This window comes from Enterococcus sp. AZ079, from assembly GCF_050547255.1.
GTDB classification, from domain to species: Bacteria; Bacillota; Bacilli; order Lactobacillales; family Enterococcaceae; genus Enterococcus_D; species Enterococcus_D casseliflavus.
This window is the reverse complement of the sequence record NZ_CP172955.1, coordinates 2,214,235-2,225,482: the sequence shown is the minus strand read 5'-3', so window position 1 is coordinate 2,225,482 and position 11,248 is coordinate 2,214,235. Positions and strand designations below refer to the sequence as shown.

The following is an 11,248-nucleotide window of genomic DNA, read 5'->3' as shown; positions in this document are numbered from 1 at the left end:
GGTGAACAACGATGCTGAAGGAATACAAAGAAAGTGCCCAGCTGGCAATAAACAGTGTGATTAGCAACGTGAATGATTCTGATTTGAAAAAAGTTGTCCAAGAAATATTGGGATGCGAATTGCAGAATGGACGTATTCATTTAACAGGAATCGGAAAACCTTCATATGTTGCTGCCTATGGCGCATCACTATTGTCATCCACTGGTACACCTGCATACTATTTGGATGGTACGGAGGCGGTACATGGTTCAAGTGGGCAGGTTGCTGAAAATGATGTAGTGATCGCTATTTCAAACAGTGGAGAAACGAAAGAAATGATTGCTACTTTGCAAGTGCTAAAAAATAATCATGCCAAGATTATAACAATCTCTAGTAATGCATCTTCTTCAATGGCTAAGTTATCGACACATGCGATCACTGTAAAAGTAGTGAGAGAAGGGGATGATTTAAAAAAACCGCCAAGAGCTTCGATTCTTGCTCAGATGATGGTTATCCAAGAGTTATCCATATTACTGCAGGAAGAAAAGCAATTAGATGCTCAGACTTATTTAAAATGGCATCCTGCTGGAAGTATCGGGGAACATTTATCGAAAAAGAGCGAATCTTGTATCTACTGAGAAACTGATTAGTAAATACAGCGATACACAAATACCATACAAGGCACAACATAGCGATGATGAGTTTACTCATTGCAGTGTTGTGCCTGTCATTTTATATGCTTTTACTATTTAGTTTCCATCTATAGCTCATTCACACTAAAATCAATAAATAATATTCTCCCGAATAAAGTCGATATCTGTCACTAATAGTTTGCGATCGACACTTTTTAGGGCGCCAGATTCTCGTAATTTTTGCATCATTCGATTGACACTGCTGGCAGAGGTAATGCCGCAAAAGCGAGCGATCTCTTCATTGGTGACTTCAAAGTCGATCAAGACGCCCTCTGTTGTTTGAACCCCAAAAGTTTCATACAGCTCATTGATTTGGGTACAGACAGCACCAAATTTGCCGTTCATCAGCATTTGCTGCATCTTTTTCATCGTATCCATCAAGTTTCTTCGATAATACTCTTTGACATAATCCTGCAGCAGGCGATCACGATTGACATCTGCCCAAAATTGATCCCGCACAATTTTGTATAATTCGGCTTCTTCTGATTCAACCCGCACATTAAAAGGGGCTTCGACTTCTTGAGAGGATTCGTCTTTAAACAAAGAGACGATCTCAAAATCCGTCAAATAGCGCAAGTTGAATTCGCGCCCTTCATGGGTCACTACGCTAGTTTTGATGATGCCTTTTTTTAAAATATAGACGTACCGATCCGGGATGCCTTCATATGTCAAGTAACTCTTTTTCTTACGGATAACGACCGGTATTGCTTGTTTTTCTAAATAATCACGTAATATCTGTTTCTCCACCCACGTTACTCCTTCACTTCATGCCAACCCAACATTTTCTGAAAAAAATCTGAAATTTCCTCTATTCATGCTTCATTAAAAGACATTTCTGGTGAAAAAGCAATAACAAATGTTAATGTTTCTTGTTAATGCTCTTTTTTAACAGCAAAAGCGCATTTCAAGCAGAGGAAGTTTCGGTATAGTAAAACGCATCACAGCACAAACAGGAGGAATGGAAGAAACATGTCAGATAGGGAAACCAATCAAGAAGGAGTCGTCAGCTCGTTGCCGTCAACTAAAAATGAAAAACTATGGAACAAAGGGTTTATCACGATTACCTTGATCAATTTTATCGTCTTTCTCGTGTATTATTGTTTTGTCGTCATCACCGCGAAATTTGCCACGCAGGAGTTAGGGGCATCCACTGCACAAGCTGGCTTGGCAGCGGGGATCTACATTATCGGGACCTTGATCGCTCGCTTGTATGTTGGAAAAATTTTAGAATTAGTTGGTCGTAAAGCCGTTTTGCGCTGGGGGATATTGTTTTATGTCATTACCACCGCTGCTTATTTGGTCTCAGTCAACATTTATATTTTAGATGCGGTGCGCTTTTTCAATGGCTTTGCTTATGGTGCCGTCTCGACTGCGGCTAATGCGATCGTCACCGCTTATATCCCAGCTTCCAAACATGGCGAAGGGATCAATTACTATGGATTAAGTACTAGTTTAGCAGCGGCGGTCGGACCTTTTATTGGTATGCTATTACTACCGACGGTCGGCTTTGATTTCATTATTTGGTTAGCAACTATTTTATCGATCGCAACAGCCATCGCTTGTTTCTGGTTCCCGGTCAAAAACATCCCATTGACGGAAGAACACAAAGCACAGCTGCAAAAATGGTCCGTCAAAAGTTTTGTCGAACCAAAAGTCTTTTTCATTTCTGGGATTGCCTTTTTGATCGGGTTGGCTTATTCCAGCGTTCTCGGCTTCTTGTCGATCTACGCCAGTGACCTTGGGTTAGAAACGGCCGGTGCCTTTTTCTTCATCGTCTATGCACTTTCCGTGACCTTCACACGGCCAATGACTGGCAAACTATTTGACCGCCATGGCGCAGATGCGGTCATGTATCCCAGCTTTCTTTTCTTGACCCTTGGTCTTTTCCTATTGAGTATTACCGGCAACAGCTGGATGTTGTTGCTTGCGGGTTGCTTTGTCGGCTTGGGCTATGGCACCTTCATGTCCAATGGCCAAGCCGTCTGTCTGAAAGAAGTCGATCCTCACCGTGTCGGCGTAGCGCTCTCCACTTATTTCATCGGGCTGGATCTCGGCTTAGGCGTAGGTCCCTATGCATTAGGAAGCTTACACGGTCTGTTTGATTATTCGCAAATCTACATCTTATGCGGACTGATTCCAGTCGTCGTCCTTGTTTTATACAAATTGTTTTATAAAACGAAACGCGCAGTTGCCGCCGTTGGTACGATGAAGCAGCCAATCAACGAAGAAGACTAACCTCAACCATTACAAAAAGGAGTGTTTCACCATGGATAACAATCAATTGATTATTGAAGCATTGAACAAATTAGTAACGAATATCAACGAATTGAATGAAGAAATGCATGCCATGAAAGAGGTCACCGCAACAATGACCCATGAACAGCTTGCTATCGATCATCAATTACGCGACATCAAATCGGTATTGATCAATGACAATCTGATTGGGTAAATTGTCATAAGGCTTGAAAGGAAACAAGAAACAGGAATGAACGCTTTTTTTTGAGAATGTTTCCTGCTCACTTGCTGGTGGTAGAAAGATTCACATGAGAAAAGCGTTTTTTTGATGCACAAAAAAAGAAAAGCGAACATTGGCAGATTTTGTACAAGAAAATAAGCAAGAAAAATTGTAGCAGTCCGCGCTTGTATGCTATAGTGTGTCTGGGTAGCAATACCTAAAAAAAATCAGAGTAGGAAATAAAGCGTTAAGTGCTGAAAGGATGGGATGTTGCCTTTCGGACGAAGAACGATCATTCGTTCGCGGTTTTATTTTCGCATTCGCTGCATGAATTTGTAGCAACTCTAAAAGGAGATGCTCACTATGAAAAGAAAAGTCGATGCACACATGATTGCGGTCATGGGACTTTTGATTGCCTTAATGGTCGTCTTGTCGCAAATCTTGGGGTTTGAAACCTCCTATATCAAAATCACATTTTCCTTTGTACCACAGCTGATCATGGGTATGCTGTTTGGTCCGTTTTGGACAGCAGTTGGCTCCTCATTAGCCGATATCGCAGGAATGGTGATTTTTCCAAAATCAGCCTACTTTTTCGGCTTTACCATCAATGCCTTCGTTGGTGGACTGATTTATGGCTACTTCTTTTATCGGAAAGAAGTCACATTAAAACGAGCGGCGATGGTCGTCTTGTTAAATACACTTTTAATAACCTTGATCTTAACACCGATCTGGTTAGCTATGATGCTGAATATTCCTTTGACAAGCTGGGCGATCTGGTCGGTCCGCTTGCTAAAAGCAGTCATCATGTTCCCGATACAAACTGCGTTGATTTACATCGTAGGGCGTGCGGTACCATACAAACGGCTGATCCGACGGTTCGTTTAACGAGTAAAAAAGAACGATAACATCCATTGAAGTGAATCATCTGCGAATATTTCGTCAGTGGTTCACTTTTTTCTTTCTAAGGATTGGCTTAATCATTCTCAATAACTTGTTTAGAGGGGAAGGGTAACCTATGAATAAAAAAGGACTCGCTATGGGACTGTTTCTTTTCTTGGTCTTAGCAGCAATGGGAGGGATGAAGTGGATGATAGAACAGCAAAAACAGCAAACGGAGGAGTCAGCCGTGATCCAGCAAATCAGCTCGAGGGACGAAACAAAGGAAGAAAGCAGGGAAAGTCAGGAAACCACCTCAGTTTCCACGTCAACTTCTGTTTCAACTTCCGCGCAAGAACAGTCAGAAGAGGCAATAGCAGAAAAAATCGCTACGATGAGTTTGGAGGAAAAGGTCGGGCAATTGTTTTTTGTCCGTGTACCTGAAAGCAATCAAATCGAAGAGCTTAAAAAGTATCACTTTGGTGGCTATCTGTTATTCGGCCGTGATACCGAAAATGAGACGGCGGAGAGCTTAAAAAACAAAATTGCAGATTACCAAGCAGCCAGCGCCATTCCGCTGTTGATCGGTATGGATGAAGAAGGGGGCACAGTGACTCGCATCAGCCGCAATCCGAACCTTACGGATCAGCGTTTTCTCTCACCACAACAGCTGTATGCCCAAGGTGGATGGTCAGCGATCGAAGAAGATACAGCAACGAAAGCGGAAATTTTAAAAGCTTATGGCATCAATGCTGGGCTATTTCCCGTTGCCGATGTTTCCACTGATCCGCAGTCCTTTATCTACGACCGAACCATTGGCATGGATGCGCAGGGCACGAGTGCGTTTGTAGAACGTGTGGTTCATGTTTTACAGAAACACCACGTTGGGTCTACCTTGAAGCATTTTCCTGGCTATGGCAACAATCGTGACTCGCATGTCGAAATCGTCACCGATGACCGCCCGCTATCTGCACTGCGGGAAACGGATTTTCTGCCTTTTGCCGCAGGGATCAAAGCTGGTGCCGATAGTATTTTGGTCGCCCATACGATCGTCAATAGTATCGATAAGACCGTACCCGCCTCTATTTCAAAACCCGTGCATGAGCTGCTGCGAAATGAATTGCATTTTAAAGGGGTCATCATGACGGATGACTTGGATATGGCAGGACTTTCTGAGTTCATTCCGCAAAAAGAAGCCGCACTACAGGCGTTGCAGGCGGGAAATGATCTAGTGATCTCCTCTACCTATCAAGAACAGATTCCTTTTGTGGTACAAGCGGTTGAAGATGGCCGCTATTTAGAAGCTGATTTGAATGCTTCCGTCAAACGGGTCTTGCTCTGGAAAGAAGCATTGCATTTACTTTAAGAAAAAAATAAACCTGCTGTTTCCTCCGTGTAAGAGAGTCGTTCTCTTACTGAGAGGAAGCAGCAGGTTTTTTTTAGATACTCTGAGCCAGTGCCTCTAATTCTTTGGCAAAGGCTTCTTGCCCAATAAAACGCAGATAATCCAGTGCTTTTTCAATCGTGGCCATTCCCAGCGTACGATCTCCTTGAAACAAGGCGTAGATGCCTTCGAAATAACGAATCATCAAGCGGATACGATCATTGTCCGGCGGCAGGTGATCGGCTAGATACGTCAGCACATGCGCCAACTCGGCAGGTTTTTTGCGATCGATAAACAAGAAAGCCGCATTCGTCAGCAATTTTGTGTAGATTTGATAATTGATACTTAATGCATTGCTGTAAAAAATTTTTTTATTCAGGTGTTTCATTTGATACAAGATGTACTCGTCAGAAAAGAGGAAGAGCAGATTGGTAAATAAGGAGATTTCAAATTTTCCCCACGTGTCGATGCGTTCCAAGTATTTCTTGATGGTCGCTTCGATGATGCGCCGTTCTTCTTCGTCGGTAACCACGCCTTTTTTCTCTAAAATCAAAAAGAATTGACTATACAGTACATAATAGAAGAAATCCTTCGTGGTTTTATACAGCGCTTGGGCTTTGTTAATCAAAGAGAGGACTTCAGAATACTTGCTTTCATAGTAAGCGGTGGTCAACTGTTTGGATAGCTGCTTTTTCTCGCTGACTTGATTGTCATCCAAGCGATACTCAAATTCCTCCAAAGTGACATTTAAGCGGTCCAAATACTGGTGCAAAATATCAAAGGCGATGCGGTGCCCTTTTTGTTCAAAGGTTGCCAGTGTACTGCGTTCTGAAATGTTCTCAACCAATTTTCGCTGTGAGATATTTCGTTCCGTTCGTAACTCTTTTAACAAGTCATTGGCCTTCAAAAAATCCCTCCTAAAAAAAGTGGACGGAAAAATAGTCCAAATATGTTACAGCTTTATTTTGCGGGTAAACTTGAAGAAAGTCAATTAAAGGAGGAGAAATGGATGTTTGATTTTTTTAGTTTTCCCTGGGAAGTTGTAGAACTAATGGCTAACGTTTTTTCTTTCTTCAAATAATCGATCCTTTGTGATTGGTTAGCAATTGATTTTTTAACAGGAAAAAAGTATAAGTGGTTTCACGTAATAAGTTACTGTTCATTCGCGCATTCAAACGCCCTCTCCCCAAACAGCTTACCCTGTCAAGGTGCGTAGGTCTGCCGAATCCCTTTTAAAAAAGGAGCAAACACAACAGCGAGTGATTGCTCTTTTTTTGTTGGTCAAAAAACCTGCATACGGCATCCCAACAGTCAGTTTTGTTTTTTCTTGAACATTGGTTCATTCGGATCAGAATAGTAATCAGGATTGAATTCATCATCGATCGAGACCCCGAAAAGAGAGACGAGACTGGGAAGAACCCCAATCACGCCGAGGACGACGGCAACTGGAAGGTAGAACTTTTTGCGCTTGTACCACGGAAGCTGCGATTTCTTTTCCATAGGAACTCCTCCTTTTTAAATAGTGTAGCATGTTCTGAGTTAAGTGTGTTAATAATTACCTTTAATATTTAAAAATATACTAAAAAGGTATATTGGTATATCTGATGGGGAAAAGGCTTCCTAGTAAAATTTAGGGAGCGTTCGTTTTTGTCATTGTTGCCAGAATCAAGTTTTATAAAAAAGGAACCGAGTAAGAAAGCCATCCTTCTTACTCGGTTCCTTTTTATTGTAAGTAATCCTTGGTTTGGTCCATCAAGGTTTGAAAGTCTGATTCGTTTTTTCTTATCGCCTCTGTTAGGGTAAACAAATAACCGTTGGGGTCTTTGATGGTCATTTCAAGGGCATTCCAAGGCTTTTCCATCAAAGGTTCCACTATCCACTTTTCGGGAATTTTTTGAGCGATATTCTTAAGATCAATCATCGCTACATTCAAAATTGCCCCATCGCCAACAGTGAACGAGTCTGCGGCAATCAGCATCAAATCTTGGTAGTCAGCAAGACGCAGATGGTCCATCGTCACTTGATTTTCTTGATTGCGAAACTGATACAATGACTGGAAACCCAAGATTTCTGCAAACCATTTTGATGATTGTTCAATATCTTTTGTCTTCAATTGATAAAACATTGGCATAACATATACTTTCATTTTGACACCTCCTCTTAATTAGAGGATACCGCTTGACGCAGCGTCAAAGTCAATAGACAATTTCGTATTGAAGCAAAGCTTGAGAATGGCGTTTCTTTGGCACTTAAGTCAAGGAAAAATGGGCAATAATTGTTTGACTCACTTCATCAGGTGATAAGTGGGTATTGTTGATTTTCAGCGAAGGAATCGTTGGAAAAAGGGTAGTTAATTCCTGTGGCAGGCTTTCTAAGCGATAGTTTTCAAACGAAGACAAAAGCTCGTTTCTAGAAAAATCCAGCGCTCTTTTTGACGGCTTTGCGGCTAAACGGTCCTCATGGCAATTGCGCTTTAAGCGTTCCTCAATATCAGCCACTAGTTCGATAAAATAGACCTTTTGCTGGGCATCGGTAAATAGTTGGGCGATCTCTTGTAAAAAAGCTAAATCTCCCGCTTGATCGAAATCAATCAAGACCGTAAAAATGATTGATTTTGTCGTATTATTGGCTTCATTTTGAACAAAGGCTTTGAAGAGTTCGATCCGTGTTTGATTAGACAAAGCGAATGCTGCGGGACTATAGCCAAGAAAGTTCGCAAAAAGATCAATGGTCTGGTGATTGAATAAAAGCTTTGCATCCAATCGTTTTTCCAGTTCTTTGCCCACAGTCATTTTCCCTGCGGCTTGTGCGCCAATCAAGACGATCAATGACATCACAACACATCCTTTTTATCAATCGTAACAAAGGTGGTTTGCAATGTAAATCAGTTCTTGTGATCATTTAAATCATGACGTAGGCTAGGGGGTAACTGAGGAGCTTAAGTGTTCGTGGACCAAAACCCAGTTTCCTTCGATCTTTTCAAAAATATTCGTGGCTCTACCCGAGCCTTCAATAAATTCTTCATTCAGAAAACCTTCATAGTGATACGTATAAAGACAGACTGCGGATTGAGCAGATTTGTGGAGCCATTGTACATCTGAAATATGATAATGTTCGTCTTTGATTAAGTCCCAAGCATTCTCAAAATATTGGCAAATTTCCATAGGTGTTCGACAGGTTGCATCAGAAAAGTAATAGATCGCCTGTTTTCCAAGGAATGGCTGAACTTGACGAAAATCGTGGGTATTGGTTGCTTGAATATAACCTTCAAGAGCTTGTTCCGGTGTGTGGATACGCGCACTTCCTTTCGCAAATAGATAAGGATAGTGTATCAAGGAAACCGAAAACTGTGAACCCTTCTTCTCACTGACTATGTAAATAAGAAACGTCGGAACTTCTCCGACAAAGGGAAGAAAACCATGCAGCACAAAAGCACAGTCTGGAACAACAAAATGACTAGTAGATTGATCGTTTCAAATCGTGAATAAAGATAGAAGTGGATCAGCCACTCGAAGACATTGACAAAGACTAAATAAAGGTAGTGCGCTTTTTTGACCTTGCAGTTTTTTAACCAATAATAGCTTAAGTAATAATCTAGCAAGATCATCAATAATAGAAAAAGTTTACTGAAAGCCGTCAGATTGTCATGCTGCGAGGCGAGTTTTTGAAAAAACAACAAAAGGGTTGGTGTCGGAATATAAATGATCAATAAGGATAGGAAAAAATAGACAATAAAGGGCATAGTCATTCCTCCAATCTGTTATTAAAAAAACATAGATAAACTAACAGATTTATTGAGAGCCGTCAACTGGTTTTTCATCGAAAAATTCGATAATGATGGGTAGCGTTGCTTGGAGGAAAAGGTTCAAAGGACAGTCGGTGGTAGCAAAGGATGATCGCGAGATATCCAAAAGAAAGACTCCCTTTTACGAGAAAAGGGAGCGGAGGAGTTGCTTCATAGGGTATATTTATGCCCATGTCTCATTGAGTTTATCCGCATAAAACAAAAGTGCCTGTCGGTAAGACTGGATGTCTGGATCGCTAGAGGTTTCGGCAAGCAGGGTCAATAATCGTTTAGTGGCTTGCTCATACTCGGCGAGATTAAACAGTGTCATGGCATAGAAGGTTTGCAAAGCATGATTTTTTGGAAACTGCTTCATCGCTTGTAAAAACACGTCTTCGGCTTTTTGATAATTGCCGAGGGCACGATAGGTGCTGCCTAGACCTAGGTAGGCATCTGGCAAGTCGTTTTCTGATAACCCTAACGCGATTGCTTGTTCATAATAAGGAATTGCCTGTTGTTCTTCCCCTAAAAGATCATAGCTCCAAGCCGTTTGGTACTGCACAAAGGCATCTTGGGGATTTTCGGCAGCTAATTGAATCAATTGTTCATTTGATTGTTGGAGTTTTTTTTCAGTCCGCAGTTGGATCGCAGCAGCTACTCGTTCATTCATTGGTTGGAAGCTCCTTTTCAAATAGTAGAAAATGACTTAGATAACTTGCAAGCTTAGCTAAGGAGAAAGATCAGCCCAGCTTTCACCTGCAAAAGAAAAACCGCATGCTTCATACAGCTTGTAGGCTGGCTGGTTTTCAACTGTCACTACCAAGTAAAGGTGAATGAGTCCCATGCCTTTTGCTCGTTGGATCACTTCCTTCATCAGCAGCTTGGATAAGCCGTTGCCTTTAAAGGCTGCGTCCATAACGACAAATAATAGCAGGGGAAGCTCTTGAAACGTGCTGGTTACTACGGCACCGATAGGATGATCATCCTTTTGTAACTGAAAAGAAAGCTCTGGAATCAAGGGACCGTATTTTCCGTCAGCGGTCTCTCTCAGCTCTCTTTGCCAGTCAGCAAGCGATTCCCCTTCGTCATCTGACGTTTCATGATAGGCGGAATAAAAAAGCTCTGCGACACTTCGAGAATTCGGGAGAAAAGGCTCAAAAGAAAGGGCGGATTCTTGTAAAGCTTTGGGGGCATGTTGTAAGTCACAAGCCATAATGATTCGTTTCATAGAAGCACTCCTCTCTGCTCGTTTCATTTATTATAGCAGAGCCAAGCTTTTTCACGCTCGTTTTTTTCTAATAAAAGCCCAGATCCAACGAATTCCTTCGTAGATTGCAGTGAAGACAGCTACCAGAAACAAAAACGACATGTAGTGGATCAAAAAAGCGAGCTGAAACCATAAGCCATAGACCATCGGCAGGACGACAAGCAAACAAAGAACCAATTCGATGTTTCGCTTTCTTCTAATTTGAAACCAACGTTCATCTGACATACTTTTTTCCTCCTGTTCATTCTTTACACACACATTTCGTTAAATATCCATCTTTATATAAAACAATCGATATAGTTGCGATATTTTGATTAAAAAACTAGGAAATTGATTTAATTTTTGGTAATCTTGAAGATAAGATTAGAAATAGCTGTTGTTTTTTATTTTGACTGATTTTCCCACGAAAGACAAGGTGAGCACAATGGAAAGAAAACCGATGTATTTAAAAAATGGGCTTCCTTTAACAATGGAACTAGGTAAAATTTACACATGCCTTTATCGAGGCGGTTATTTCATTTGTGAAGAAAAGGGCCAACCGCTGCCACCGATAAAAAGAGAAGCGAAATAAGCGAACTTCTCACTTAAGATTTGTCAGGGATCGAATGGGTTGTTGGAACTGTTATCTCCTTTTGGGTACCAATTAAATGATGTCTAGCATTTTCAAAAAATCTCAACGTTCTTCATTCATACCATTCTAAGTCTTAAATTGATTTTGACCGATTTCAATTTAGTAAGAACAATCCGATCCCTGGCAAATGTTAGGTGGAAAGTTGGGCAGGTAGCAAGTGAATCAGTAATAGGTGAAAAA

At 41.3% G+C, this 11,248-nt stretch carries 15 protein-coding genes and 1 riboswitch; of the genes, 5 read left to right on the top strand and 10 right to left on the bottom strand.

Going from position 1 to position 11,248, the window contains the following annotated elements:
* Positions 1–11 precede the first annotated feature (11 nt).
* Positions 12–617, top strand: a complete 606-nt coding sequence (locus IGJ15_RS10620; protein WP_430599067.1) for an SIS domain-containing protein — start codon at positions 12–14, stop codon at positions 615–617.
* Positions 618–761: 144 nt separating this feature from the next.
* Here IGJ15_RS10620 and IGJ15_RS10615 read toward each other — a convergent pair whose 3' ends face one another.
* The gene (locus IGJ15_RS10615; protein ID WP_061054390.1) at positions 762–1,418 is read right to left on the bottom strand and encodes a Crp/Fnr family transcriptional regulator; all 657 of its coding nucleotides are present in this window, start codon (positions 1,416–1,418) and stop codon (positions 762–764) included.
* A gap of 222 nt (positions 1,419–1,640) precedes the next feature.
* Between IGJ15_RS10615 and IGJ15_RS10610 the strand changes: the two genes are divergently transcribed.
* The 4 genes from IGJ15_RS10610 (at position 1,641) to IGJ15_RS10595 (ending at position 5,368) form a co-directional block, all read left to right on the top strand.
* Entirely contained in the window at positions 1,641–2,906 is a 1,266-nt protein-coding gene (locus tag IGJ15_RS10610; RefSeq protein WP_074932126.1) for an MFS transporter, read from the top strand.
* Positions 2,907–2,937: 31 nt separating this feature from the next.
* A complete protein-coding gene (locus IGJ15_RS10605) occupies positions 2,938–3,120 on the top strand; it encodes a hypothetical protein (RefSeq protein WP_005225550.1) in 183 nt (60 codons plus the stop codon).
* A gap of 232 nt (positions 3,121–3,352) precedes the next feature.
* Positions 3,353–3,454: riboswitch (THF riboswitch) on the top strand.
* A gap of 26 nt (positions 3,455–3,480) precedes the next feature.
* Positions 3,481–4,011: a folate family ECF transporter S component gene (locus IGJ15_RS10600; RefSeq protein WP_121261863.1), complete on the top strand. Its 531-nt coding sequence runs from the start codon at positions 3,481–3,483 to the stop codon at positions 4,009–4,011.
* 130 nt (positions 4,012–4,141) lie between these two features.
* Complete coding sequence (locus IGJ15_RS10595; protein ID WP_194186024.1) at positions 4,142–5,368, top strand: glycoside hydrolase family 3 protein; 1,227 nt, start codon at positions 4,142–4,144, stop codon at positions 5,366–5,368.
* Between the two features lie 73 nt (positions 5,369–5,441).
* On the opposite strand, the gene IGJ15_RS10590 is transcribed toward IGJ15_RS10595, so the two are convergent.
* The 9 genes from IGJ15_RS10590 to IGJ15_RS10550 form a co-directional block, all read right to left on the bottom strand.
* Positions 5,442–6,293 (bottom strand): Rgg/GadR/MutR family transcriptional regulator, encoded by an 852-nt coding sequence (locus tag IGJ15_RS10590; protein ID WP_081116612.1) that lies wholly within the window; start codon positions 6,291–6,293, stop codon positions 5,442–5,444.
* A gap of 404 nt (positions 6,294–6,697) precedes the next feature.
* Entirely contained in the window at positions 6,698–6,886 is a 189-nt protein-coding gene (locus tag IGJ15_RS10585; RefSeq protein ID WP_005225554.1) for a hypothetical protein, read from the bottom strand.
* 223 nt (positions 6,887–7,109) lie between these two features.
* Positions 7,110–7,532 carry a glyoxalase gene (locus IGJ15_RS10580; protein WP_074535039.1) on the bottom strand — a complete coding sequence of 141 codons (423 nt, stop codon included), beginning with the start codon at positions 7,530–7,532 and terminating at the stop codon, positions 7,110–7,112.
* Between the two features lie 103 nt (positions 7,533–7,635).
* Entirely contained in the window at positions 7,636–8,220 is a 585-nt protein-coding gene (locus IGJ15_RS10575) for an AAA family ATPase (protein WP_060793076.1), read from the bottom strand.
* 84 nt (positions 8,221–8,304) lie between these two features.
* Positions 8,305–8,814, bottom strand: a complete 510-nt coding sequence (locus IGJ15_RS10570; protein ID WP_231434972.1) for a YybH family protein — start codon at positions 8,812–8,814, stop codon at positions 8,305–8,307.
* Complete coding sequence (locus IGJ15_RS10565) at positions 8,757–9,128, bottom strand: hypothetical protein (protein ID WP_074535041.1); 372 nt, start codon at positions 9,126–9,128, stop codon at positions 8,757–8,759. Before IGJ15_RS10565 ends, IGJ15_RS10570 begins: the two co-directional genes overlap by 58 nt.
* A gap of 226 nt (positions 9,129–9,354) precedes the next feature.
* A complete protein-coding gene (locus IGJ15_RS10560; RefSeq protein ID WP_121261859.1) occupies positions 9,355–9,840 on the bottom strand; it encodes a tetratricopeptide repeat protein in 486 nt (161 codons plus the stop codon).
* Between the two features lie 57 nt (positions 9,841–9,897).
* Positions 9,898–10,425 carry a GNAT family N-acetyltransferase gene (locus tag IGJ15_RS10555; RefSeq protein ID WP_074535043.1) on the bottom strand — a complete coding sequence of 176 codons (528 nt, stop codon included), beginning with the start codon at positions 10,423–10,425 and terminating at the stop codon, positions 9,898–9,900.
* Between the two features lie 24 nt (positions 10,426–10,449).
* A complete protein-coding gene (locus tag IGJ15_RS10550; protein ID WP_005225563.1) occupies positions 10,450–10,662 on the bottom strand; it encodes a hypothetical protein in 213 nt (70 codons plus the stop codon).
* Positions 10,663–11,248 lie beyond the last annotated feature (586 nt).

Excerpts from the sequence above, each read along its gene's own strand:
- IGJ15_RS10550 (WP_005225563.1), bottom strand. The coding sequence starts at position 10,662 with ATGTCAGATGAACGTTGGTTTCAAATTAGAAGAAAGCGAAACATCGAA.
- IGJ15_RS10575 (WP_060793076.1), bottom strand. The coding sequence starts at position 8,220 with ATGTCATTGATCGTCTTGATTGGCGCACAAGCCGCAGGGAAAATGACT.
- IGJ15_RS10600 (WP_121261863.1), top strand. The coding sequence starts at position 3,481 with ATGCTCACTATGAAAAGAAAAGTCGATGCACACATGATTGCGGTCATG.
- IGJ15_RS10595 (WP_194186024.1), top strand. The coding sequence starts at position 4,142 with ATGAATAAAAAAGGACTCGCTATGGGACTGTTTCTTTTCTTGGTCTTA.
- IGJ15_RS10585 (WP_005225554.1), bottom strand. The coding sequence starts at position 6,886 with ATGGAAAAGAAATCGCAGCTTCCGTGGTACAAGCGCAAAAAGTTCTAC.
- IGJ15_RS10560 (WP_121261859.1), bottom strand. The coding sequence starts at position 9,840 with ATGAATGAACGAGTAGCTGCTGCGATCCAACTGCGGACTGAAAAAAAA.
- IGJ15_RS10610 (WP_074932126.1), top strand. The coding sequence starts at position 1,641 with ATGTCAGATAGGGAAACCAATCAAGAAGGAGTCGTCAGCTCGTTGCCG.
- IGJ15_RS10555 (WP_074535043.1), bottom strand. The coding sequence starts at position 10,425 with ATGAAACGAGCAGAGAGGAGTGCTTCTATGAAACGAATCATTATGGCT.
- IGJ15_RS10620 (WP_430599067.1), top strand. The coding sequence starts at position 12 with ATGCTGAAGGAATACAAAGAAAGTGCCCAGCTGGCAATAAACAGTGTG.
- IGJ15_RS10565 (WP_074535041.1), bottom strand. The coding sequence starts at position 9,128 with ATGCCCTTTATTGTCTATTTTTTCCTATCCTTATTGATCATTTATATT.
- IGJ15_RS10580 (WP_074535039.1), bottom strand. The coding sequence starts at position 7,532 with ATGAAAGTATATGTTATGCCAATGTTTTATCAATTGAAGACAAAAGAT.
- IGJ15_RS10605 (WP_005225550.1), top strand. The coding sequence starts at position 2,938 with ATGGATAACAATCAATTGATTATTGAAGCATTGAACAAATTAGTAACG.